We start from the raw sequence: 24,615 nt of genomic DNA on the forward strand, positions 1-24,615 counted from the left end.
AGAACGGCCGCCCCTGCTGTCTCACGAAACAGCCAAGATCAGCAGGTCAGGTGACCCGGCGAGGTTAAAGATCAAGCTAACCCCGGTTGGCTGCTGTTGAGTGGCTACGCGTTGCCGTGCGGCGTCGCCATGCGGTAGGTGCGCGGCCGATCGCTCATCTGCTCTGCGATGCCCTCCTTGACCAGCTTGTCCAAGGCGTTGGCGATGGCGCCCGAGGACTTCTCGATTACGCGGCTGATCTTGGTAGCGGTGAATGCCCCGTCGGGATGTGCCCGCAGATGGTCGATGACCATCTGGCGGAGCGCTCCGGGCGCGAGCCGCTTCCTCTCGCCCATCTGGATGGCTGCTGTCGCCGGTGCCGTCGCCGGCTCTTCGGGGCTTGCCTGCCGGGCGGGTTCGGGTGCGTTCTCGGGCTCCGGGCCGTCGTTGCTACCGATGTCGTGTGCGTCGGCTCCGTTCCCGACGTCTTCGGCGGGCTGCTTGCCGTCCTGGTGCGAGGTGTCGTGCGGCGCGTCGGCTACGGATGCGATGGTGGCGCTCGCCTCGTCGACGGTGCTCGATTCCTCGCTGTCGGTTGTGGTTGCGGCGGCCGGGGCACTCTCGGGGTCCGTGTGGCTGGCTTGCGACTCGGACGTGTGGGGGGCGGAAGGTTCCGAGTCAGTGGGCTTGGCCTCTTGCGTACCGGAGGCGTTGCTGCTGCTGGTCCAGGGGGCGGGCGCGGCGCGCCAGCGGTCGGGGGTGCGGCGGGGGCCGTCGTGACCACCGGGGGTGCGGATGGCCAGTCCTTTTTCCTCCAGGTTGACCAGCGCCTTGCCGGTGGTGGAGCGGCCCAGGCCGGTGGCGAGGGCGAGCTCGACGGTCGTGGCCCCGTCGTTGTCAGTGAGGGTGACCAGTTTGGCGTAGACGGCGCCGGTGGCGACGCTCAGCTGGGCCAGTGGTTCGGGGTCGGGTACGGCACGCAACGTGGGCGTGTTGTTCGTGGGGTTGTCGGACATGAGGGAGCCTCTGTTCCGTCTGCTGGCGGGTGGGTGAGGTCCCCGGCCGGGGGCGGAACCGCAGGGTGCGGGCCGCGGATGTTCGCCGGGCGCGTGCGCATCGCGTGTCTCCCGCGCGGACATGGCCGTGGCATGGGAGGGTTCACGGATTCCCCGTGACCCGCCGAGCCCGTCGGCCACGACCATGGACGCTCTGCTCCGGCGGGAAGTCAAGCGGGCAGATCCCTTCCGGATCGGACCAGCTCAGAGGGTGCGTACGACCGTTGGATGTGTGCGGTGGGCCGGGTGTGTGCCGATCGGCGAACGGAGCTGGAACACTCCGTCCACCGGGTCCGATCGGTCCCGGGGCTGTGACCGATCGGGTGGCGGGCGGCCGGTTCAATGAGCGGAGGTCGGTGGTGGGTTGTGATCGCGTACGAGGAGCTGCTCGCGGATCTGCTGGGCGCGCCGCGGCCCGATGCGCAGATCGGTGCGCAGCCGCCAGACGCTGATGGGTTTCCCGGTGGTGGCGCGGGCTGCCTCGTGCAGCGCGACGGCGCGTGGCCACACGTCGGCGTCTGCCGCCATGTCGTCGGTTGGTGGGGGACCGGGCACCAGCGCGGAATGGTCGCGTGCGTCGTGGCCCGTGTCGGGCCGTTCGCGGTTGGTGTCCGTGGTGGCGGGGACGCCGATCGCGACGGGAGCGGGACTGGTTCGGCTGCTTGGTCCTGAGGCGGTGAGCGGATCGGGACGGTCGGTATCGGGAGCGCTGGTCTCCTGGGCCGATCGGGGCGTGCTGAGAGCGGGAGTGGAGTGCTGACCGGCAGGGCTGGTGGTGGCGATCCGTTCCATGAGGTCGGTGATGGTCCGGCGGTAGGCGGCGATCGTTTCTGTCAGGGCGATCAGGAGCAGGGCCGGGGTCAGGTGCAGGAGGACAGCTGCTGGATCGGCCCGGCGGGGCCAGCCGATCTGTCCGTCGGGCCACAGGCTCTCCCAGGAGTTCATGAGAGCGGCGGTGCAGCCGGCGCTCCAGCGCAGCGCGGTCGACCAGGCCGGTGGGCGGATCCCCCAGGAGGCCAGGCGTGCGTCCACGTACAGGACTCCGGCGAGCGCGGTGCCGATCATCGGGTCGAGGAGGATGGCGATGGGCAGCGGGACGTTGCGGCTGGTGGCGAAGCGGGTGACGTTGACGGTGGTGAAGACCAGGGCGAGGAGCCCGACCGCGCACAATACCCAGGTCATGGTGCGTAGCAGACCGACGGCTTCACGGGACGCGATCTGCTTCACCGGGCAGCGCTTTCTCGCAGTGAGGGCCGTGTCGCGCCTTGGAAGGTGGGGGAGTCGGTGCGGGCGGGACCTTGGCGGACGACGGCTCCGGGGTGTGGGGCATCGATGGCCTGCCCGGCACCTGCGTAGAGGGCGACGTGCGTGATGGCGCGGGCGCTATTGCCGAAGAACAGCAGGTCGCCCGGGAGTAGTTGAGTGCCCTTGGGGAGGCGGGGGCCGGCATCGTACTGGGCTTGCGCGACGCGTGGGATGTCGATGCCGGCGGCATGATAGGCGGCCTGGGTCAGGCCGGAACAGTCGAAGCCGCCATCAGCCGGACCGTCTCCTCCCCATACGTAGGCGGTGCCGAGCTGGGCGCGGGCAAAGGCAATCGCCTTGGCGGCAGCTCCGGTCGGGGCGGGGGCTGCAGCCTCGTACCTGTGGGCGATGTTGAGGACCTGGTTCACGTAGGCGTCAGAGTGGTTGTAGCTCCAGATGGCGTGCCGCAGGTTCGTGCCGTTCTTCGCGCCGTTGGCGCACAGCAGCCGGGCGGCAGCGTAGACGGCGTCGAGCGGGTCCCACGGCGTGGGCGGCTTCCTACCGCCCGCCGGCACCGGGTAGGCGTATGCGTGGAAGGTGGACGGCAGGAACTGCATCGGTCCGACGGCGCCTGCCGAGGAGACCATGTCCGGGTTGCGGGCGTGGTCGGTCTCGACCTTGCCGATCGCGGCGAGGATCGTCCAGGACAGGCCCGGGCACTCGGGGGCGGCGCGCTGGTAGAGGGCGAGCATGTACGCGGGGATGTCCGCCAGCGCCTGTTTGCTCGGTGAGGCTGCCACACTGCCGCCGGAGGACAGCCCGCCCAGCAACGCGGCGACGGCGAGAGCGGGCAGCATCGGCAGGGCGATGACCGCGCAGCCGACGCCTGTGGCGGTCTTGGCGAACAGGGAACTCACGCCGCTGCCTCGGGTGCCGGTGGGAGCGGGGGCACCGGGAGGGTGAGGGCGGTGTCGGCGTCGGTCGGTTCCAGCTCGGCAGCAGGCCCGATGCCCGGCCAGCGCGCAGCGAGGCTGGTGAGGGTGGTCCGGCGGGTGTCTCCCGGGCCGAGCGGGCTCCACCAGGGGCCCCAGGGCTCGGTGGTGGTGAAGTCCGCGGACGAGGTCACGACGTTCAGGCCCAGCTCCCGGGCGGGGGTGGCGAGACGGCGGCGGAGCGCTTGGTCGCGGGAGGCGGTGCGGGTGTGGATGAGCAGAACCGGCCGGGCGGCGGCCGTCGTGGCGAAGGCGGCGTAGCCGGTGAGTTTGGCCTCGACCCGTGCGAGGGGCTGGCTGCCGGTGTCGTATTCGAGGAAGAACGGCAGCATCTGCTCACCGTCGCGCCAGTGCGCGTATGCGTCGGGCCGGACCAGGTCACCCCAGCGGCGGACGCAGGAGCGTTCGGACAGCCAGAGCGGGAGACCGGTTTCAGGGGTGGTGCGGCCGTGGGCGGCGAGGTGGGTGAGGAGTTCGTTGACGCCGAGGTCGTGGCCGAGGGAGGGGGAGTAGGCGATGCGGCCGGTGTGGCTAGGGCGCCAGCCGAGGTCGGCGAGGTCGCAGCCGGCGTGGGCGGCGAGGACCGCGGCGCCGGCGGGGCCGAGGGTGTAGTGCTCGGGCGCGGAGCCGGTCTGGGTCAGAGGGCGGAAGGAGTCCAGGACGGCGTGCTGATGCAGGGTGCGCAGGCGGCGCTGGGCGGAGCGCAGGGAGGTGTAGGCGAGGGCGGCGATCAGGTGGGTGGTCAGGACGCGGTGTTCGTGGAGCATCCGGGTCAGCCAGAGGTCGCGGGCGGTGAGGGTGCGGGAGAGCGCGGCGACGTCGGTGTGCCGGGCCGGGCGCGGACGGGTGGTGGCGGCGCGGGCGGTGTAGCGGGAGCCGGGGCCCACGGCGGGGCGGGGCAGTGCGGACATGACAGATCACCACCGGAAGGCGTGGAGAGAACAGGGGTGAGGGTGTGGATCAGGGACGGGTGGCCGGCCGTGGCCCGATGCGTCCGCCGGCTGCCGCCCGCAGGTCCTTGGCCCGGCCGGGCACCGGGGGTGGCAGGGGACGGGTGGTGAGGGTGAACGCCGCGGACTCCGCGCCGCCGGTGAGCAGGTGCGCGGCAGCCTGGTAAGGGCCAAGGTGGGCGAGGTCGTGCGCTCCCAGCGTCGGGAGCGTGTGCCGTTCCAGGGCGCCCGCGTCTTCCGGGGAGGCGTTGAAGAAGATCTTGTTGCGGGCGTTGGCGGAGATGCCTTCGCGCAGGTCGCGGGGCAGTTGGGCGAGGTGCTGGTGGGCCAGCAGCATGGACAGGCGGTAGCCGCGTGCCTCGGCGAGCATGTCCTCCAGCGGATACGGCAGGGTCAGGAAGTTGTGTGCCTCGTCGATGCTGAGCGTGGCGTCGATCCGGGCGTGCTCGGGTGTGCGGGCTCGGGCGGCGGCGGCCTGCCAGGTACCGGCGACGATGAACGAGCCCAGCAGCCGGGCGGTCTCCTCACCGAGCGCTCCCTTGGGCAGACGGGCGAGCAGGATGCCCCCGTCGAGGACGCCGGCGAGGTCGAAGGTGGAGGGGCCGGCGGCGATGGCGCGGCGGGCGAAGTCGCGCAGCAGGAAGGCCCGTAGCTTGTTCATCACCGGGCCGACCACGGCTGCTCGGGAGGGGTCGGACATGGACTCGTACCAGTCCCAGAAGCCGCGCAGTACGGGGTCCTTGAGCGCGGGGATGATCCGCAGCCGGTAGGCGGACTCGCCGAGCAGGCGGGGGACGTCGGCGAGAGTGACCAGTTGGCGGGTGCGCTCGCGGTGTTTGAGCAGGGTCAGGCACGCGGCGCGCATCACGTCGTCGGTGCGTGGTCCCCAGAAGGCGGTGAAGATCCGGCGGAAGATGCCGGTGATGTTGTCGACGACGACGTCGATGTCCGCGCCGTCGAGGACGTTCAGGCAGGGCGGGGTGTACGGGTCGTCGGGGTCGATGAGGACCAGCCGGTCGGCGCAGGTGTCAGGGAGGCGGTCCAGCAGGTCGGTGACCAGGTCACCCTTGGGGTCGATGACGATCACGCCGCGGTGGTTGCGCACGTCGTCGAGGACGAGGTTGGCGATGAGGGTGGATTTGCCGGAGCCCGTCGCGCCCATGACATGGAGGTGGTGGCGGGCGTCGGTGACCGCGAGCCCGACGCCGCGGCGGGCACCGGTGTCCGAGTGGCCGAGGGGCTTGACCCCGTTGCCGGGCGCGGGTTCGGGGACGGTGGGTGGGGGCAGGATGGAGCGGGCTCCGGCCCGCTGGAGGCCGGGCGCGTCCGCATCGACGGGAAGGTGGGCCAGAGCGGCGAGTTCCGGGACCGACAGCAGCGCCGGCCGCGCGAACGGGAAACACCGGCTGCTCAGATGCGGCTCGGGGCGGCGCAGGCGGGTCCGCACGAGGTAGTTGCGGTCGGCGTACAGGCCGAAGGCCGAGGCGAGCGCGTGGGCCCGGCCGCGCGCCACGTCCTCGGCACGCTCTGCTGTGCTGGAGCAGGTAGCGGCGTAGGTGAGGACGCAGTGCCACTGCGGGCCGGAGAGTTTGGCAGCCGATTGCCGTACGGTGGCGCCGTGTTCGGGGTCCTGTTTACCGGTGGTGGTGGGCTGGGCGCGATGGAGAAGGAGCGCGGCGAGGGCGAATGGCCGGGCGGGAGCGTGTCCGGCTTTCAGCCTGCGGGCCTGGCGGCGGGCCCTGCGCAAGGCGCTGCCGGTGGCGGGGCGGGCGAGGATCTGCACGCACGCGGTCTGGTCTTCTCCCATGCCGGTGGCGGCTTGGAGCAGTGCCCGAAGTGGGTCGGTGGCGTGGTCGGTGCGTAGCGGCATCACGTCCAGGCGGGCGGAGCGCAGCCGCCCGGCGGTCACGGTGTGGCCGGGCGGGAGGAGCGGGGCGGGGTTGGTGATGCGGGTGTGGGCGCCGGGCCAGGCGGCCTCGACGGCGCGGCGTACCAAGCCCAGGGGCACGGTGCCGGGCAGCCACAGCCGGATGGACAGCCCGGTGTGGGACCAGGTGTATTCGAAGGCGAGGTGCGGCTGGCCCGTCGTGACCCGGCGCCACCAGGGGCGCAGGAGACCGGCGAGCTGGGCCCACAGGACTTCACCCCCTCGGGGAGCGACCGTGGGCGGCGCCAAGATTTCCACGCAGCGTGCGCCCTGGGCGAGGCGCCGCTCGTGCCACAGGCGCAGGCGATACCTCAGCGTCGAGCCGCCGGCCACGGCGACAGCCACGCACGGAGCGAGGACGGGAGCGTGGACCGCGAGCCAGCCGACGCCGTGGCCACTGTTCGTGGTCCAGAAACCGCCTGGGTCAGTAAGGAAGTCCACCAAGGGCCCACCCGGCGTCGAGGCGGCGTGGGGGAGGCGCGCCGTCATGACTCCCATCCCGCCTCGTCACCGGAGGCGTCATCGGTATCGGGATCCTCGTCTGCCAGATATCGGGATGCGAGTTCGCCCGGATCCGTCGTGATCACTTCGTGCTCGCCCGGTGCCGCGACGCTGATCAGCGCCACCTTGTGGCGGCGGTCCCCGGTCAGCAGCAGGGCCTCGCCGCGTGTCGCGGTGAGCAGGAATTCCCGCTCGCCGTGGCAGAGATGGAAGTTGTCGCTGATCACCTCGATGGCTTGCGGGGCCTGGCGGAGCAGGATCTGGGTGGCCGCGTTGGAGACGATGGCCCGCCCGAGCGGGGAGGCGAGGACGTCATCGGCATCTTGGGTCACCAGCGCGAGGCCGGTCCAGCGTTTACGGGCGGCCTTGGCCATGCGGAACAGGAAGCCGGCACCGGCGCCGTCGCGCATCAGCAGCCACGCCTCGTCCACCACGACCAGGTGCCGGCCCGGTTGTGTTCGGTGAGTGACCTGCCGCCAGATCGCGTCCAGCGCGAGCAGCATGGCCGGTGCCTTGACCTCTTCGGGCAGCTGACGCAGAGCGAACACCACGAGATGCCCGGTGGTGGAGGCGGTGCTGTGGCCGTTGAACAGCCGTGCGTGCGAGCCGGTGGTGAACGGAGTGAGCCGGTCGGCGAGATCAGATGCGGTTTCGCTTCCGTCCTCAGCCAGGACGGTGGCGAGGTCGGCGAGGGTCGGTGGGGTGCGCTGCCAGGTGCGGGGGTCTGTGGTGATTCCCGCGCGTGCGTATGTGGCGAGAATGGCGCGGTCCAGGACTGCCTTCTCGGCCGCGGTCACATCGCTACTCAGCAGGACGTCGAGGAAGGTGTGCAGGAACAGCACGCGCCGCGTCAGGACGTCCTCGCTGCTGTCCGGTGCTGCGGGGAGGTCGAAGGGGTTGAGGCGTACGCCGTCGGCGCCGAGCGCGATGACGTGCCCGCCGACGGTTTCGGCGAGGCGGACGTACTCGTCCTCCGGGTCGATGACCGAGGCCGTCACGCCCGTGAACAGCAGCCGCAGCAGTTCCAGTTTGGTCAGGTAGGACTTCCCGGCGCCGGAGCGGGCCAGAGTGATGGAGTTGTAGTTGTCCTGCGCGAAGCGGTCCCACAGCACGGGCGCACCGGAGACCGCGTTGAGACCGTAGAGCACCCCGGATGCGACTCCGTCCTCGGCCGTGGTGATCGGCAGGTCCGGGCTGGTAAAGGGGGAGCAGGCGGCGAGCGCGGCCGTGTCGAAGGTACGGCGGATCTTCAGTGTGTCGATGCCCAGGGGGAGGGTCGCGAGCCAGCCGGGCAGAGCCCGGTAGGTGGTGGGGGCGATGGTCATGAGCAGGGACTCGGCGATCGCCCGTACGGCGGCGGCCTGCTCGGCCAGGCTCTCCTCGTCCGGGGCATGTACGGTCAGGTAGAGGGCGACGTGGAAGAGCTTTCCCTCGCCCCGGGCGATCCGGTAGGCGAGATCGGCGGCATCCGCGGCGGCGGCCTCCACCTCGGGATCGTCCAAATGGCCCTTGTCGAAGCCGGTGCGGCGTCCGGACTCCAGGCGGGCCCGCTGCTTCTTCAGCCCGGCAGCGGCGACCGCGTTGGGTACGGGCTCGATATGCAGGGCGATGTCGAGGTGGCCGGGGAAGTTCAGCAGTGGGGTGAGCCAGCCGGGGGTGACCTCGGCCGGGTAGCCGGTGACCACCAGCGTGGTGGCCACGTGCGCGCCGATGGCCAGGGCCCGAGCGTGCACCTCGATCGCCTCGGGGCCCGCCACATCCAGCAGATGGGCGCTGTCAACCCTCGGCGGCTCGGCGGCAATGTTCCGGCGACGGAAGCGAAGCCGGTTCATACGAGCTCACCTTCCGATCCGTCCTCGGCGGGGGCGGGGGTGTCTGGGTTGCAGGCCGCACGGACCAACTCGGCGCTCTGCTCGGCGTCCAGCGGCGTAACAGTGATCTCGGCGGCGGTCAGTGCGTGGGCAGCCTCGGCCACCCGCTGACGGACCCGCCCTTCGCCCGCCTGACGTCGCCCGCCCGGTGCCGTGGCTTCTTCGCGGGCGACCAGCACGATCTGTCGGCCGAGCAGGTTGGTGCCCGTGGCGAGGTCGGCGAGGAAGTCGGCGTGCGCTCGAGCGGCGCGCTCCAGCGCGGGGTGCGGTAGTGCGGCGGCGTCCTGCTGCAGGGTGTCGGCGAGTGGGGCGAGGTCGATGCGGTGGCAGCGCACCAGCAGCTGGGTGGGCCCGGTCAGGGAATTGAGCCAGCGCGCGAACGCTGCGGTCAGGCTCTGCTGCTCGGCCGCCGAGCGCAGTTCGAAGTTGACCGTAGAGCACGTGGCCAGGGCCGCCTTCCCCTCACGGTGCAGGTCGAGCACTGCGTCAGCGGTGATGCCGTCGTACGGCATGCGCATCGCGGCTGGAGGCGGGCCTGCGGCTGCGGCCCAGCGGTCGGGAACGGCGATGGGCAGGGGTGGTACGCCTTCGGGGGCGTGAACCTGCCGTTTCGGGGCGCGGGCATGGGCGAGCGCACAGAGCAGAAAGCGGTCGAGGCCGATTCCCTCCCGGCGGCCGACTGCGAGGGCGGCTACCGCCCCGGCAATCGGGATGACGAGGACCGCGTACGCGAGCGGCGTCATGAAGGGGCGTGTGGCCCACCAGCCGCCGTACAGCACGAGCGCCGCGATCGCGAGGATGGCCGTCTGCCGGGCAGTGAAAGGCCCCAGAAGGCGGTCGGGGCGGGAGATGTCGGCCGGAATGCGGGTGGTGGGGTAGGGGGCGTCTGCCGCCTCATCGGATGGATGCATACGGGTTACCTCCGTGGTGGTTCGAGGGGCAGGCGCAGCTGCATCGGGCGCGGCGGCCGCACGCGGACGCGGCGGGCGGGAATGGGCAGGGCCAGTTGGCGTCCTCGGGCGGCAGGGGCCGGCCGAACCGCCGGCGGTGGCGCGGGCACGGCGCGGGCCACTGGCGCAGACGCAGCGGGCACAGCACGGGACGCTGGGGACGGTGCCGGGCCGCGCTCGGCGTGGATGGGCAGCCACAGCTGGGTGGGCCTCGGCGGACGGGTGGCAGTGCGTGGGGCGGCGACGGGCAGGGCTAGTTGCCGGATCTGGCGGGCCTGGGCGGGGTGGAGCACAGCGCGGGGACCTCTCGGTGTCCGTAGGGGAGAAGCCGCCCTGGGCCCGCGGCGCTGGAGAGCCCGGCCCGGTCGGGGAACAGGGCCAGGAGCGCCAGCTGTGGCGGGGACCGGATGCGCACCAGCGCCGCCGGCGCGGCCCGTGCCTGGCCCGGCTGGTGCACCGGGGGAGGAGTGACCCGATGCTCCCCGCTGGCCAACAGGACGGAAGAAGACCGCTCGGCCACGGGCCAGCAGGGCCCTGCCCCGGCCTCGAACACCTCCATGCCCGGATCCTGCGGCGGGCGGTCGGCCCCCACGGGGCCCGCCCCTTCCCCGTCCCGGACGGCCACCACCGCCACCTCCGCCACCTCCGGGCCTGCCACGGCCCAGGGGCGATCCGGCGCCCCCACCACCGCCAGGGCGGCGACGCAGCAGGGCCATGCCCGGCAGGTAATGGTCCATGAGCCGGTACATCGCCAAGTGCCTGAGTACCCGCAGTCCGGTGGGTGCGTGGGGATTACGCACGGGGGTGCCGCGCAGGACGACCTGCAGCGTCCAGCCGGGAATTTTAAACAGCGCCCAGAACAGGGCCACTCCGGCAAGCATCGTGCCCAGCTGGTCGGATTTGGGGATGCCCAGGGCGGTGGCGCCGGGAGCGAAAAACAGCTTCAAAGAGAGGATGAACGTCATCGACTGGGCGACCTGGATGACCAGGCACCCGGCCAGACCACGCCACCACAGGCGGGCCACCGGATCGGTCAGCGGATGGGCGTGACACGCCAGCATCAGGGGCGCAAAGGCGGCCAGCAGCGCCATCACCGCCACGCGGACCAGGAAGCCGATCAGCACCGCGAGCACCAGCACCGTCGTCACGAGCGCCAGAATGATCAGGTACAGCTGTAGGCCCGTGGCACCGAACAACGCGAAGGGCAGGACGCGTTCCACCATGCCCTGCCCGGCGTCCGCCATGTCGGTAGCCATGATCGCGTGAGCGAGGGCGTTGGACAGACTGATCGCCTTGCCCATCACGGTCAGAGAGGAAGCCGCCGCGACCATCCCCAGCAGCAGGCGCGGGGCGATCTGCCGCAGGGCGTAGCGGTTCTGGACGGTCTCGTAGCCCATGACCGTGATGCCGCCCGCGGTGACGAACAGCACGTAGATCCCGGCGGTGATGCTCAGCATCCAGGTCCACAACCGCTTGATGTCGGCGTGCTTGGTGACGTCGGGAGTGGCCAGCAGGGTGTCGGCCAGCAATTCGCGGGCCGGCTTCATGATCTGCTCGATCAGCGTGCCCAGGAACGAGGTGACCGCGTTCATGATCAGGCCGGGGATGTCGAGGAAGTCCCAGCCGCTCGCCTTGTCGCATCCGACACCTGCGGCCTCGCACGCCGAAGGGCTGGCTCCCGGAGTCGGCTCCGAGGAAGCCGGCTGTTTCGGTTTCGGGGCGGGGTGGCCCGGAGATGGTGTGGCACCGGGCGTGGGATCCGGCCTGGTTCCGGGCTCCGGGCCTGGGGAAGAAGCTGCGGGGCCGGGCGCGGGCTGCGGTTCCGGTTGAGGCGGATCAGGGGCTGCCGGGGCCAAGGCCACCGTACGCACGGCGTACGCGGAGGCCGGACGGGCGAAAGGAACCAGGACGAGAGCAGCCAGGAACAGCAGCGGCAGGGCGCGGCTCAGAGGTCCGCTGCGCATCACCGCCCGCCTCCGCCGGCACCGACGATGCCCTGCAGCACCGTCACGATCACCGGGGCCAGGATCGCCAGCCCGTAGCCGATGGCCGCAGCCTTCAACCCGCGCTTGGCAGCTTCTACTTCGCCGGGATCGCCGCCGGCCATCAGGTAGCGCAGCCCGCCGAAGGTCAGGAACAGGGTGGCGAGCCCCGCCAAGAGGCCGACGATCCAGTTGCGCAGATTCGTGATGACGGTAGGGATGTCCGCCACCGCCCACACGCAGGGTGGGTCCGCCAGCAGCGCCGAAACGGTGCAGGCCACGACGAACCCCAGCCGGAAGAACCAGCGGCCGAGCGACCGGACCACCGGCTGATACGGCCGACGGAGACTTGCGAACATGACAGCAAAACCTCCAAGGGCACACGGCCGGACAGGACAGAAACCGGTGGCAGGAGAGGGAGCGCCCGAAGGGCGGGAGACGCAGGCGCGCGGTGAGCACCCTGGGCCCGGGGCCGGCCTCCTTCAGGGGGAGCGGCGGAACGGGTTTCTCGGGTGTCAGCACGAGACGGTCGTGCTCACCGCGCGCCGTGCGGCACCCGGCCCGGGGCGTCGGCCGCCGCCCCGGAGCGGAACGGGCGGCATCGTCCGAAACCGGGCTGAGCCGCCGTCACTCGTGAATAGAGAGGCCGCTGGATGGAATTGACATCCAGCCACCGGAGATCACCCAGTCGGCCGTCCTACAGGTCCTGGAGCTGGCGTCGCAGATATGCGGCCAAGTGCTGCTCGGCAGCGCTGCGGTGACGGTAGAGCTGACGCACACTCACCCCCCGCTCGGCAGCAAGCCGGCTCATGGGTTCGCCGTCGAGGCGGGTACGGGTGATCAGTCGCGCCTCCGCCACGTCCACCACCCGGGCTTGCACGGCACGGGCCAGCACCGTCAGCTCGTCCACCGGCTCACCGTGATCCGCCTGGGACGTGGAGCGCAGGTGCTCGAGCGGAACGGCATGCGCGCCCGTTTCCCGGGTGGCATTGCGGCGTGCTGCGTACACCAGCCGGTGCACGGCGCGGTCGGCGGCGCTGAACAGTTCCCGGTCCAGACGCTCCACGCCGGGGTCCACCGTGCGCAGGGCCGTGGCTACGGCGGCCAAGGCCTCCTGCTCGACCTCGGCACGCTCCAGATGGAGGGGGCGGGCCAGCCGGGCGAGCATCCGGCGCAGCACCGGAACGGTCATGGCCACGGCGACCACATCCCACGGTTCGCCGAGGACTTGGGCTCGCCGGACCACCTCGCGCCAGGTCTGCTCGCGCAGGTCGGCGCGGGTGGAGGGGTGGGCCAGGTGAGTGCGGATCCGGTCGACCGGCCAGGCCGCACGGTCGGGTTCGGCGCAGACCAGGTACGCGGGCAAGGTGAGGGGCTCGGAGCCGTGGGCCAGGGCGAGGAATGTCTGTTCCAGCTCTCCGAGCGGGGAACGAAAGGTGCTCTGCGGGCGGGCGGCGGTGGTGCAGTGGGCGTGGTGACGGTGGTGCATGACGCATCTCCCGTGACGGTGTGGACGACTTCCGCCGCCACCCCTCCCAGGCCCCCGTGTCACCGCCGGCCCACTCACACGCCAGTGCCTCGTCACCACCGGTCGAATGGACCGGTATGTGCGATGGCCCGGCTCTGCCGCTCCCGCGATGGGCTGGAACGACGCATCAGACGAAGCCAGGCGTTTCGAACACGGAATTTTTCGGCCGTGATCTGATCGCCGTCATGAGGTTCACCCTCGGTGGCTCGGTAGTGGCTCGCAGATGGCACGTGATTGGCTCGCATGCGAGGTGACCTGTGTAAACGCAACACCGGGCGAGGAAAGGCCGCGGTGCCCGCCTCGCACGCGGAGTGACTGCCAAGGAGATCGAACACCGAGGAGGCGATGGCGGAGATCAGCCAGCGAGTCCCTATTACCCACGTCAGCACGAGCACGGCCGGATCCCCCCTCTCCCGGATGCCGCTCAGCCCATGCCGAACACCAATGCTCGCCGCCGTGGTACCGCCCACCTGCTGCCGACGACCGTGTGGCTCCCCGGCCCGGACGAGCCCAACGCCGCTCCTATCCCGGGTGCGGTACTGCCCGCCTGGGCCCTCGACAAGATCCGCACCGACTTCGTCGGACGCCCCGCCGACCGACCCGCCCCACTCCTCAAGATCGCAATCCGGGACACGGCACCCGGCATGGACGCCCGCATCCCCACCACCCCCTTCACCACCCCAACCGACGACCAGGACGGAGCGAAGAAGCCCTCCCTCCTGCTGGCCGAACTGCACCCCGACTCCCTCCCCGCTCCCACCGACGACCTGCCGTCCGACCAAAGCCGGATGCCCAGTGCACTTGAGGACGGCTGGCCCGACTTCTTCCACCGCGCCCACCGCCTCCTCCCCGACTACGGACTTCTGCTGCTGGCCACCCGCCAGCGCCGGCAGGCCGGACACCTCACCGACCCGCTCGGGACACTGATCGCCTGCGCCCGCACCGCCGGCTTCCGCTACCTCCAGCACATCGTCGTCGCCTACGCCCACCCGGTCGGCGACCACCTCGTACCCGTCCTACCCGCGGACATCTCCCGTGGCGTCGCGCACTGCGACCTGATCGCCCTGTCCGCGATCCGCCACGCCTAGACCTGGGAAAGAGGAGACACCGCCGTGCCCTTCCCCCTCTCGGTGTGGAACACCGCTCCCACCTCCGCCCCGGCGCAGCGCAAGGGCCACTACGTGCCCGGCTCGGCCGCCCACCCCGCCAAGATGCTCCCTCGGATCGCCGCCCACGCCATCGCCACCTACACCCGCCCCGGCGACCTGGTCCTCGACCCGATGTGCGGCATCGGCACCACCCTCGTCGAAGCCATCCACCTCGGCCGCAGCGCCCTCGGCGTCGAATACGAACCCAAATGGGCCGACCTCGCACGCCTCAACGCCGCCTCCGCCACCCGAGAGGACGGCACCAGCGCCGGGGCCGTGCACTGCGGCGACGCCCGAAAACTCACCCATCTCATCCCCGCAGCCCTCCACGGTCGGGTAGACCTCGTTCTCACCTCACCGCCGTACGGAAGCTCCGTGCACGGGCAGGTCCGCTCCACCCGCGAGACCGGAGAACGCGGCGTGGTCAAGAAGGACTACCGCTACAGCAACGACCCTTCCAACCTCGCCCATGTCTCCACCGACCGGCTCCTGGACGCCTTCACCGAAATCCTCGTCCAGTGCCGCTTGATGCTGCGGCCTGGCGGCACGGTCGTGGTCACCACCCGCCCATGGCGCGAACGGGGCGAACTCATCGACCTGCCGTCGGCAGTCCTGGCCGCCGGGAAAGCCGCCGGCCTGACTCCCACCGAACGCTGCGTGGCCCTCCTCGCGGGCATCCACGACAGCCGCATGGTCACCCGGCCGTCGTTCTTCCAGATGAAAAACGTTCGCGACGCCCGCCGCCGGGGCATTCCGCTCGCGGTGATCCAGCACGAGGACGTCCTCATCTTCACCAAGCCCGTCAGCCCGACCAGAGCGTGCGATGGTGCGCTGACGTTGAGCAGGCCACGGTGCGGAAGCCGAGCGCCCCGGACACATACCACCGAGGGCGTTTGCCGATCCCGTACCCACAGGACATAAGTCGGTGGTGGCCGCCACCGACCCGTCTGACCGACAGGCCACGATATGCGCAACTCGTCAGCCGCTTCAGCTGCCCTGCAACCGATGGCTCGCCACGCCCCAAACGGCTTTCGGGTCTTGCCAGACCACCACCGCTGCCGATTGGATGAGCCGCTACGGCCACCAAGTGTGGCTCTGCACGCTGTTGACGGAAGCTGCCGTGCCGATTCCTCACTCAGACTGGAACCGGCACGGCAGGCCTCGCCTTGCTGCCGGACTATGCAGTCGGCTCCTGAGGCGCCGCGCGATAGGTGCGCGGGCGATCGGTGACCTGTTCGATGAGGCCCTGCGTAGACAGGGTGACGAGTGCGTTGGCGACGGCGCCGGACGAGCGGTCGATCACGCGGCTGATCCTCGTGGCGGTGAAGGATTCGCCGGGGTGGGCGTTGAGGTGGTCGATGACGAGCTGTCGGAGAGCTCCACGGGCAAGGCGCCTGCTTCCGCCGGGCGAGGTGGTCGCGGGTGTGGCGGCATTCGGTTGGAGGGCTGCGGGGGACTGGGCAGGTGGCGGAGCGGATGAGGCAGTCCGCTGCGATGCCGACGCGTCGGACTTCTCGTCGGTTCCCTGAGCTGGGGGCTCGTACGGTTCCTTCATTGGGTGGCTGCTGTCCGGGGCCGGTGCACCCTCGCGGGCTGCGTCGATTGCCTGCGTCACTGGGTCCTCACGAGCGCCGGGTTGTTCGAACGTCGGGGCCGGGCCGGTGTGGATGGCGTGCCACAGGTCGGGGCGGCGATCGGGGCCGTTCTTGATGCCCCGGTCGCGGTGGGCGAGATTTCGCTTCTCGAGGGCGACGAGGGCCTTGAAGGTGCTGGAGCGCGCGGTATCGGCGACTTGGGCGATGTCGTCGACGGGGGCGGGGTCGGTGAAGGCGACGAGTTGGGTGTAAACGTGGATGACTGCGGAGGACAGCCCGGTCAATTGGTCGCTGATGGTGGTGTCGGGCATGAAGAGGGCCTCGCTTTCTCGTGGCTTGAGCAGTGAGGTCCCCGGCCGGGGCGCGGCCCCTGGGGGGCCGCTGGTGTCGTCGGCGCGTGCGCATCGCGAGTGTTCCGGACGGACAGGCCGATGCGTGGGCATCACGGTGGTCTCCGTGATCCCGCTTGGCGCGTCGGCCGCGACCATGGACGCTCGCAAGCGGGCATGCAGTCAAGCGCCGGTCCGCCGATCAGTGACGACGTACATCGGAGGGGGCCCGTGGGTTGGTGTGCCGCCTCTGCCTGGGTCACGTGTGGCGACGATTCCCGCGCCGGTCTTCGGCGCGACGGGGACGCGATGCCAATCCGTTCTGCACCACCTGCAACGCTGTCACGTATTCAGCGGCACCGCTCCGTCGCGTTCGACAGTAGTGGACGGTCCGACGAGAGGTCACCGGAGTGGTGGTTGCGGCACCTGGCCGTCCCGAGAGGCCTCCAACGATTACGACGACCTGTCAACACTCTCTGGCTGGTCCAAGCCCCGAACCTGCCAGACCATCCGGCCTACCAGGAGATCATGGCGGTGTTCACCGCGGCCGACTGCCCGTTGCGGGAGCGGGCGGTGGGCGAGGCGATGGACGTGCAGATCGCGCCCGACCACGTGAACAATGTCCGCCTGAAGCTCAAGCGGCTGGCCGAGCGCAGGATTCTGATCGAGACCGAGCAGGGATTGTTCACCCGGCCGCGGCCGTAGCCGTTCATCGAGCCCACGGCCAGGCCGCCCGCACCAACCGAAATGGGTGCAGATCCCCTCAGGGGATCTGCACCCATTCTCGATCTTCACTGCGTTAGAGGTATCGACGCCTCTCTGGCGGGCCCAATAGGATGCGGCGCTCAATTCAACCGCGATCAAGCAAGGAGGGGGCGCGGGATGCTACTGACGTGCCGGAAGTGTCGGCAGCGTGGAGTTGCCTTTGACGGAATCAAAGGACTGTGTCCGGTCTGTCAGCAGGAGAGCGACTTGTCGAAGCCGCCTCAGCGTCGCGGGCGCAACGACAAGGCGGCGTTGCTGGTCCAGTCCAAGGTGAGTCCCGGTCGGGTCTCGCTGACGGGCCCACTGCTCTTGGTACTGGCCGCAGCCGCGGTATCCATCGTCAGCGAGGCCATGCGGTTCTACGCCGAGCGCACGCGGGCCCACCAATGGGCCTTGGCCGCCGCTAACAACGGCTATGACCGGCAGGCTTTGCACAGTGCACTCCAAACGATCAACACCACGAGCATGTTGCGCTTCGTAGTCTTCATGGCAGTTCTGTACGCCTACCAGCGGTGGGCGCGCGCCGGCCACGCGAACGCCATGTCACGCGCCGATATCGGGCTGGGATGGATCAGGGCCCTGCCAGGCGGCCGCGGAGTCGTCTGGACCTACGGGGCGTGGTTCCTGTCGGTTTTCGCCGCGGTCTACGTTTCGTTCGTTACCAACTCCAACCTCCAAACGCCCGGCGACTACGAGACCGCGGCGAACGTCGACGCCGGCTACAGCCTGGTCCGAATAGCCCTGGCCGTCCTACTGAGCGTGTTCGTCGTGCAGTTGACCCTTGGGCTGAACAAGCTGCTGGCCACGCCGCAGACGATTGACGTGGCCGACCGGCCCGTCGAGCTGCAGACCATCGACGAGGAGTAACGTGCCACGCCTGGCCGCAGCGCCGGGGGAGCGCGACCTGCGATGTTCCAGTTATCCGTAAAGGTGCAGTTCCCTGAAGGGATCTGCACCCAACCGAAATAGCAAAACGGGCATCAGCACGACCATCACCCGCGGCCAGGCCGAATCCGACGGCATGATCATGCTCCCAGCCGCACGGAGCGGGCCGGTCGAGGACAGCGACATTACCGCCGCCGACATCACCGCACTGCTCCGCGACAACGGCGCCACCGACCGCGAGGTGCTGTTGGTCAAAAGCATTCTGCAGGCGAAGTCCCAGCGTGTCCTGCCGGTCAAACTGCTTGTCTACGCCGACCCCGACCGCACCGACATCCAGCTCGGCGTCGTCGTCGACGGCGAGCTCAGCCACCCCCACGACCTCGCCCTGATCGGGCTCGGCGGCGCCAAGGCCCTCGGGGATCACCGTCGAAGCGCCGGCCGAGCGGCCCGTCTTGGAGCCCGAGCTGGAACAGGCCCCCGAGTTCCCCTGGCCGAGGTCGCTCAGTACCGCGCCGAGCAGGCCGCTTTCCAGCTCGGCTCCCAGACCCTCACCCCGGCTGCCCCTGCCTCGCCCCCGCCGCAAGCCGACGAGATCCGCGCCATCGGCGTCTTCGAGCACCCTGAAATCCTCGATGACGCGCTCACCCACGCCCGCCGGCGCCTGCTGCTCATCTCACCGTGGATCAAGAAGGCCATCATCACCACCGATTTCCTGCGCCGCCGCGAATCCTGCCTGACCCGGGGCGTGAAGGTGGACATCGCCTACGGCTACGAAGACAACGACCGCAAGACCGATCCCGCTGCCGTCCAGAAACTGACCAACCTTGCCCATCGCTACCCGGACAAGTTCACCTTCACTCGCCTCAAGAGCACCCACGCCAAGGTCCTTCTCTACGACGACGTCTGGGTGACCACCTCCTTCAACTGGCTTTCCTTCGCTGGCGACCCCGACCGCACCTACCGCATGGAAGAAGGCAGCCTCATCCGCAACCGCGAAACGGCCAACAGCCAGTACGAGTGATACCTCCAGCTGATCAACGAACAGCGTCGCTGACCCGGGCGACCAGGCCGGTCCGCGTGGCCAGCCACGCGGACCGATGCGTACACGGACCAGATGGCCCACCGGTCCAGGGGACCTGGCCCTATAGCCTACGGAATCTGGTGATCACGGGAGGTGCCTCGCTGACTGATCGCCGAGGAACCTCAGGGCACGACATGCATTCCGGACCGAAATCTCGCAATCATTGCGTCGATCTGATCGTTGTACTTCTCAAGGAAGGTATCGAGCGAGTAGGCACCGTTCCAACCGGCGTCGCGCAGCTGTGACGCCTCGCAGGGGATCGGCAGCGTGCAGAGGTCCGCGTCCTGTACGAAGTGGAGCCGGAGTTCGTGCGCCTCGGAGAGGTCGAATGGGTTTCCTCCGATCTGCTCAATGAGCACGTAGCGAAGTCCGAGCAGGTCAAGAAGATCAAGATCGGTGACCCAGGTCTCATCCATGAGGCGGTGAGCCTGCCAGTGCATAGCGTCGCGATACACCAACCTCACCCGGTTGGTCACGTCGGTGTGAGGAACGCCGTCCCAGTAGAGCGAGCCACGGATCGTGCGCTGGACGCCGCCCTGGGTAAGTGCCACTCCAAAGGTCATCGGAACGAGGGCTGAGAGCTTGTCAGGCCACCCGTGCACCAGAGATCGGATCAGGTCGCAGGGGTTGTACACGTGGAGCATGACATCGCGCTCCACGTCATCAGCCGAGACCTCGTCCAGCCACCGTCCCACGAGCCTCTCCCAATCGGGGTTTCCCGCAAAGCACCTCCTGCTCTCCTCCCGGAAGGCCGGCCATCTTCCACGATCCGTAGTGCGCGCGGAGCCTGTGTAGAGGACTTCACCGATCCCCTCTTCGTCACCGTTCAGGTCACGGAGAAGATCTCGCTCGTCCAGCGAAGTGCGCTTCGCAAATTCGCCTGCTGTCCGATAGCCCTCGATCTCCCAGTGCGGGTCCTCTGCAAGCTGCCGGAGTACGCCCGGGCGGGCCGCATTAAAGCCAGCCGCGAAGACGTGCCTGGTGATGTGACCAAGGACCGAGTACTCCAGGGGATACCCCCCGGTCTCCTCGTACGACTCCGTCTCATGGTCATGGAGCCACGCTGGCGCGTCGTCGGGGTCCAGACGCCCGATTGCGAAATATAGGCCGTACGGTGCGACCACAAGGTCCCTCTGCGAGATGCGCCGGAAGTCCGCTGCGAGGAGATCACACGCTCCGGCCTCGGCGGCTCTGGCGAGAATCTCGCGCCAGCCTCGCGCTCGCTCCTCCGGGGAGTTGTAGAAGTAGATGAAGTGATGCGGAGTCACCCGTGGCGGTACCGCCGCTTCGAGAAATTCCACCCGGTCCGCACGCACAGGAACGCCGTTGGCGTCCAACGTGAGTTGGTACCCACGGAGATCGTGTGACCAGTCTCGCGCCATGTTGCTGACCGGGACGCGCAGTTCGCGCCAAGTGGTGGAGACGATCACCGCGCGGATGCGGTCCTTGCGAAGCCCCATCTCCTGCTGTAACAGCTCGGCGTACTTCGTGACCTCGTGAAGGGCCCGAGCCGAGGTTGAGTCGGATCGCTTCAATTCGATTACCACCCATGACCCGTGGCCGTCTCGGGCCAGGATGTCAATACGCCCGCGCGTTCCATGAGCATTGGGCAGGGGGTACTCCGTGCCGATCAGCCGAAGGCTCGGCTCGATGAGAGGCAGGCGATCGGCCAGCATGTCGCGCAGTCGCGCCTCGTACGGAACATCCACTAGCGCACCTCGAACAAGTCTCCGGACCAGGGGGTCAGTTGTCAGCTGATCAGGGTTTGACAGTAGATGATCGGTCTGACAATCCTGACCCGTTCTCGACCTCGGCCCAACGAAGCCCGGGGTTGCCCGGACCGCAAGAATCTGCCGGTGCCAGTGGCTCGGTCGAGGCAGCCTCTTGAACGCGGTGTTCCTTGCGTGGTTCCTCCAGAAGCTGCCGCTCCTCGTCCTGGGGGGCCGGGGTTCGGTTCACGGAGCCATGCAGCAGCCAGGATCTGCCGCTGCTGGTGGAAGTCCGTCGGGCGTCGGTCACGGGCATGGCTGTGAGGCTCAGTGCACACCGGCCAGGGTTCGGTCGCCGGCCACAGCAGTGGACCACCCACGGAACTGGCCGTCACGTCCGGGCGGCCCGGGCGCGGGTGGAGCCGGGTTGTGGTGTTCCGGTAGTTCGCCAGCGCCGGGAAGAACGCCTCGACATCGGGCGGGCGCGGCGGTGTGGTTCTCGACATAACACGTGATCTTGGAAACTTCCAGCATGGCCGGTGCTGGTCGTGGCCTGCGCAGCCGGGGGAAGGACTGGCACCGCAGAGATGCCTTACGAAGGCGCACTAGTCGTTCTGTTGGGGCTGTTGGCGAGCCACAACACGGGAATATCTCAGATGACACCAACTGGCGTGCGACGTCAGCAATCCTCGCTAGGGTTCACATCTCGCGCACATTCGCTGTCGGCCGGGGGGTTGTCGTTCGTGACGCTGATCGCTGCTCGTCGTGCCTCGGATCCGGTCCGGATCGGCCGCTTCCGGGTGGTCGGGGTTCTGGGCGCTGGCGGGATGGGCACGGTGTACGCCGCGCTGGGGGAGCGGGGCGAGCGGGTGGCGGTGAAGGTCCTGCATGCCGGGCAGGCGGCGGATGAGCAGTTCCGGGCCCGGTTTCGTCGCGAGGTGCAGGTGCTGGGGCGGGTTTCGGGCCCGTGCCTTGTGCCGCTGCTGGAGGCCGATCCCGAGGCGGAGACCCCGTGGCTGGCCACCGCTTACGTGCCCGGCCCGACTCTCTCCCAGCATGCGGCAGCGCATGGGGCACTGACCGGGATCCAACTTCACCTGTTCGCCGCAGGTACCGCCGGGGCGCTGGCGGCTGTACATGCCGCCGGGGTCGTCCACCGCGACCTGAAACCTGCGAATGTGATCCTGGCCCCGGAAGGGCCGCGGGTGCTGGACTTCGGAATCGCCCACGTCACCGACGGCACCGCGGTCACCCACACCGGCATGCTTACCGGGACCCCGGGCTGGCTCAGCCCCGAGTACTACCGGGACGGCACCGCCGGGCCGCCCGGGGACGTCTTCACTTGGGGCGCGCTGCTCGCTTTCGCGGCCACCGGCCGTCACCCCTTCGGCACCGGCAACGCCGAGGCCGTCGCCTTCCGCGTGCTCAACGGCGAGCCGGACCTCGGCGGCGTCCCTGGCGAGTTGGCTGGCCTGGTGAAGCCCTGCCTCGCCAAAGACCCAGCCCACCGACCCTCCTCCTCCGCCATCGCGGAGAAGACCGCCGAACTGCTCGGAGAGCAGGCGACACAGGTCCTCGGTGCGTTCCACGACCGGCCCACCGAGGTCCCGAACCTGATCGCCGAGCAGTGGCACCCTCCGACCGCCGAAGACCCCGCCTGGCCCACTCCTGCGACACGCCGCTCCAGCAGGCGCGCCTGGCTCACCGTCGTTGCGGCCGCAGTGTTCGCCGCCTCTCTCACCGGCACCTGGTTCGCGCTGGCTCCTGGCCATGCCCAAGCACGCGGCAACCACCCCCGGCGGGCCACCGCGGCCGGCTCCACTCCTGCCGCTGAACCGGCGACCTCCCACTCACCCACCGCCCGCCTCTCCGCCTCCTCACCGTCGCAGACCCCGACCGCCACGGCCTCGGCCGCGCAGGCGACGCAGACCCAGGTGGTCACGCTCATGCCCTGGTCCCAGAACGGCACCCCGGCGAGGGGCATTACCATCACCGACCGGGCCAGCGGCTCCTGTTTCGGGACCGCCGAGTCCACCATGCGCACGGACGCCTGGCGCTGCACTGCCGGTGACAGGATCCTCGACCCGTGCTTCTCCCCGGACTCCGATCCGCAGGACACCAGCGCGCTGTGCGTGGACGGAGCCCCCTACCGCATGGTCGAACTGTCGGTCCCCCAAGGCTTTCCCGGCAACAACGATCACATGCCCGGGGGACCCGACATCGAGCCGATCACCGTCGTCCTGGCCAACGGCGCCCGCTGCTCCTTCATGGGCGGCGGTACCTCCACCCTCGCAGGACAGCGCCTGAACTACGGCTGCGACAACGGCGGCGATCTGTACGGATACCCGAACAAGACAGCAGCGCTGTGGACCATCTCCTACTCCGCCCCCAACAGCGACGCCAGCGTCTCCACGCCGATCACCACGGTCTACCAGTAGTCCGCCGACGGGGCATTGGCTCGGCGGCAAAGGCTTCAGATCGGCCACTGAATCAGCTGAAGTCGCTTTCTCCAGCGGTGACTTCGCCCGACCACCGAGCGCGTCGGGGACGGGTGTGGCACCGTGGACGCAGGCGTGGTCCGCCACTCCCCCCGTGGTGGCGGACCACGCCTGTCTAGTGCTGTGACCGGGATGGTCCACCGTGATCGGAAGGCGACTCGCGGGACGAGCGCACGCGCAACGGCTGGTATTACTGGGGCATGCAGGAAGAGATTGCACGCTCCGCGATCGACACGTTCATCTCCGCGTTTAACGCCTCGGACGACAGCTATGTGACTGCTCTGCTCTCCCAGGCCCTGACCTCAGACGTGGTCTTCTGGGGGCCGTTGGGTCGCAGCGAAGGAATCGCGGCGGTCGAGCGGTTCGTGCTGGACATCCGGCGCCACCCGGCGGGGACCGGCACGATGGTGCGCTGCTCAGCGGTGGACATGCCTGACGAGTGGGCCCGGTACCAGTGGGTCTTCACCACGCCGGATGGAGGTCCCCGCCTGGCGGGAACGGACGTCGTCCATCTGCGGCGGAGCCTCATCGACCAGGTCATCGTCTTTGCGGGGGAGATCGAGCCGTCCGCCTCCTGAGTCGTCCTTCTGTCGCTGTCCTTCTCGTGAACTTGTCCCTTTCGGCACTCCGGGCGCTGCGGTTCGCGGTTGGTCAGGCTGCGGTGTTGAGGGGGCGTCCGCCCCAGCGGATGCCCTCCTCGCTGCGGATGCGGGCGCGTTCCTTGCGTTGGGCGGCAAGTACGTCGGGGTGGCGGGCGTTGGCGTTGCGCCAGCGCAGGTAGCGGTGCGGTGCCTGGGTTTGCGTGGGGTGGCTGCGGTGGTGGGAGTTGGCCAGGGTGAACTGCCGCAGCGGGCCGAAGTGGGCCTCGATCGGGTTGGCCCAGGATGCCTAAGTCGGGGTGAAGCACAGCTCGACCTTGTTCTTCTTCGCCCAGCGGCGGATGTCGGCGCCGGTGTGGGCGGAGAGGTTGTCCAGGATGATGTAGATCGGGGCGCCGTCGGGTCGGGCGGCGCGGATCGACTTGAGCGCGGCCCGGGTGTTGGCGGTGCCCTTGCGGCGGCGGCACGTGGACGGGGGAGTATCTGCTCAGCTGTTGCTGGTCCGTGAGGGGTTCATCATGGGTTCCATTCGCCGCGCCGTGGCGCCGGTGTTGCTCTTCTGCTTGCTGGCTGCGGGCTGTTCGCATGCTTCGACTTCCGGCTCGAGTACCTCGGGTATGGGGGCCCCGGCGAGCGGGGCGTCGGGGACTGCCGTGCCGGCGGGGTCGGCAGGGTTGCAGATCGCGGTGGGCACGGGGCCTCAGACGACGTACACGGTGCAGCAGCAACCGCCGGCGGGTAGCTGCCGCTACCACTATGAGAGGGCGAGGCTCTTCCGGACCCGAAGTGCACGCCGGGCGCGACTTCGCCGGCCGTCACGCAGGCCAACCTGAAGTCGACGATCTGCCGTTCAGGAGGCTACACGAAGGGGATCCGGCCGCCCGTCTCGGTCACGAACAAGGAGAAGCAGCTGAACGCGGCTTCCTACGGTTACACCGGCCGCCTCGGGGACGCCGAGTTTGATCACCTGTTATCCGGCGTTGCGACGGCATGTGGAAGCATGTGGCCTCGTCAGAACCTCATCGG

At 69.5% G+C, this 24,615-nt stretch carries 19 protein-coding genes and 1 pseudogene; 7 read left to right on the forward strand and 13 right to left on the reverse strand.

Annotated features, from left to right (window positions below):
- Positions 1 to 104: 104 nt before the first annotated feature.
- From ACWCQS_RS21485 to ACWCQS_RS21530, 10 genes are all read right to left on the reverse strand, one after another.
- Positions 105 to 995 (reverse strand): hypothetical protein, encoded by an 891-nt coding sequence (locus tag ACWCQS_RS21485; protein ID WP_451005890.1) that lies wholly within the window; start codon positions 993 to 995, stop codon positions 105 to 107.
- Positions 996 to 1,373: 378 nt separating this feature from the next.
- Positions 1,374 to 2,261, reverse strand: a complete 888-nt coding sequence (locus ACWCQS_RS21490; RefSeq protein ID WP_451005891.1) for an extensin — start codon at positions 2,259 to 2,261, stop codon at positions 1,374 to 1,376.
- Positions 2,258 to 3,196, reverse strand: a complete 939-nt coding sequence (locus ACWCQS_RS21495; RefSeq protein ID WP_451005892.1) for a C40 family peptidase — start codon at positions 3,194 to 3,196, stop codon at positions 2,258 to 2,260. The genes ACWCQS_RS21490 and ACWCQS_RS21495 overlap by 4 nt, the downstream gene beginning before the upstream one ends.
- On the reverse strand, positions 3,193 to 4,182 hold the full coding sequence (locus ACWCQS_RS21500) for a replication-relaxation family protein (RefSeq protein WP_451005893.1): 990 nt from the start codon (positions 4,180 to 4,182) through the stop codon (positions 3,193 to 3,195). Before ACWCQS_RS21500 ends, ACWCQS_RS21495 begins: the two co-directional genes overlap by 4 nt.
- Positions 4,183 to 4,231: 49 nt before the next feature.
- Positions 4,232 to 6,637 carry a type IV secretory system conjugative DNA transfer family protein gene (locus ACWCQS_RS21505; protein ID WP_451005894.1) on the reverse strand — a complete coding sequence of 802 codons (2,406 nt, stop codon included), beginning with the start codon at positions 6,635 to 6,637 and terminating at the stop codon, positions 4,232 to 4,234.
- Positions 6,634 to 8,481, reverse strand: a complete 1,848-nt coding sequence (locus tag ACWCQS_RS21510) for a VirB4 family type IV secretion system protein (RefSeq protein ID WP_451005895.1) — start codon at positions 8,479 to 8,481, stop codon at positions 6,634 to 6,636. Before ACWCQS_RS21510 ends, ACWCQS_RS21505 begins: the two co-directional genes overlap by 4 nt.
- Complete coding sequence (locus ACWCQS_RS21515; RefSeq protein WP_451005896.1) at positions 8,478 to 9,431, reverse strand: PrgI family protein; 954 nt, start codon at positions 9,429 to 9,431, stop codon at positions 8,478 to 8,480. The genes ACWCQS_RS21510 and ACWCQS_RS21515 overlap by 4 nt, the downstream gene beginning before the upstream one ends.
- 5 nt (positions 9,432 to 9,436) lie before the next feature.
- Positions 9,437 to 11,062 (reverse strand): hypothetical protein, encoded by a 1,626-nt coding sequence (locus tag ACWCQS_RS21520; RefSeq protein WP_451005897.1) that lies wholly within the window; start codon positions 11,060 to 11,062, stop codon positions 9,437 to 9,439.
- Between the two features lie 371 nt (positions 11,063 to 11,433).
- Positions 11,434 to 11,811 carry a pilin gene (locus tag ACWCQS_RS21525; RefSeq protein WP_451005898.1) on the reverse strand — a complete coding sequence of 126 codons (378 nt, stop codon included), beginning with the start codon at positions 11,809 to 11,811 and terminating at the stop codon, positions 11,434 to 11,436.
- A gap of 338 nt (positions 11,812 to 12,149) precedes the next feature.
- Positions 12,150 to 12,941, reverse strand: coding sequence for a hypothetical protein (locus ACWCQS_RS21530; RefSeq protein WP_451005899.1), 792 nt, complete (start codon positions 12,939 to 12,941; stop codon positions 12,150 to 12,152).
- 470 nt (positions 12,942 to 13,411) lie between these two features.
- Between ACWCQS_RS21530 and ACWCQS_RS21535 the strand changes: the two genes are divergently transcribed.
- The gene (locus ACWCQS_RS21535) at positions 13,412 to 14,068 is read left to right on the forward strand and encodes a hypothetical protein (protein WP_451005900.1); all 657 of its coding nucleotides are present in this window, start codon (positions 13,412 to 13,414) and stop codon (positions 14,066 to 14,068) included.
- 24 nt (positions 14,069 to 14,092) lie between these two features.
- Complete coding sequence (locus ACWCQS_RS21540; protein WP_451005901.1) at positions 14,093 to 15,049, forward strand: TRM11 family SAM-dependent methyltransferase; 957 nt, start codon at positions 14,093 to 14,095, stop codon at positions 15,047 to 15,049.
- 256 nt (positions 15,050 to 15,305) lie between these two features.
- Here the strand turns inward: ACWCQS_RS21540 and ACWCQS_RS21545 are convergent, their stop codons facing one another.
- Positions 15,306 to 16,034: a hypothetical protein gene (locus tag ACWCQS_RS21545; protein WP_451005902.1), complete on the reverse strand. Its 729-nt coding sequence runs from the start codon at positions 16,032 to 16,034 to the stop codon at positions 15,306 to 15,308.
- A gap of 546 nt (positions 16,035 to 16,580) precedes the next feature.
- Between ACWCQS_RS21545 and ACWCQS_RS21550 the strand changes: the two genes are divergently transcribed.
- From ACWCQS_RS21550 to ACWCQS_RS21560, 3 genes are all read left to right on the forward strand, one after another.
- Complete coding sequence (locus tag ACWCQS_RS21550; RefSeq protein WP_451005903.1) at positions 16,581 to 16,757, forward strand: hypothetical protein; 177 nt, start codon at positions 16,581 to 16,583, stop codon at positions 16,755 to 16,757.
- 267 nt (positions 16,758 to 17,024) lie between these two features.
- On the forward strand, positions 17,025 to 17,684 hold the full coding sequence (locus ACWCQS_RS21555; protein WP_451005904.1) for a hypothetical protein: 660 nt from the start codon (positions 17,025 to 17,027) through the stop codon (positions 17,682 to 17,684).
- A gap of 160 nt (positions 17,685 to 17,844) precedes the next feature.
- Positions 17,845 to 18,723, forward strand: coding sequence for a hypothetical protein (locus ACWCQS_RS21560; RefSeq protein ID WP_451005905.1), 879 nt, complete (start codon positions 17,845 to 17,847; stop codon positions 18,721 to 18,723).
- A gap of 182 nt (positions 18,724 to 18,905) precedes the next feature.
- On the opposite strand, the gene ACWCQS_RS21565 is transcribed toward ACWCQS_RS21560, so the two are convergent.
- Positions 18,906 to 20,492, reverse strand: a complete 1,587-nt coding sequence (locus ACWCQS_RS21565; protein ID WP_451005906.1) for an endonuclease NucS domain-containing protein — start codon at positions 20,490 to 20,492, stop codon at positions 18,906 to 18,908.
- A gap of 743 nt (positions 20,493 to 21,235) precedes the next feature.
- Between ACWCQS_RS21565 and ACWCQS_RS21570 the strand changes: the two genes are divergently transcribed.
- Both ACWCQS_RS21570 and ACWCQS_RS21575 read left to right on the forward strand, forming a co-directional pair.
- The gene (locus tag ACWCQS_RS21570; RefSeq protein WP_451005907.1) at positions 21,236 to 22,930 is read left to right on the forward strand and encodes a serine/threonine protein kinase; all 1,695 of its coding nucleotides are present in this window, start codon (positions 21,236 to 21,238) and stop codon (positions 22,928 to 22,930) included.
- 260 nt (positions 22,931 to 23,190) lie between these two features.
- Positions 23,191 to 23,568 carry a hypothetical protein gene (locus ACWCQS_RS21575; protein ID WP_030825962.1) on the forward strand — a complete coding sequence of 126 codons (378 nt, stop codon included), beginning with the start codon at positions 23,191 to 23,193 and terminating at the stop codon, positions 23,566 to 23,568.
- Positions 23,569 to 23,641: 73 nt separating this feature from the next.
- On the opposite strand, the pseudogene ACWCQS_RS21580 reads toward ACWCQS_RS21575, so the two are convergent.
- Positions 23,642 to 24,052: pseudogene (locus tag ACWCQS_RS21580) on the reverse strand (transposase); the annotation flags it as partial.
- Between the last annotated feature and the right edge of the window lie 563 nt (positions 24,053 to 24,615).

Source organism: Streptomyces sp. NPDC002076 (assembly GCF_053593835.1).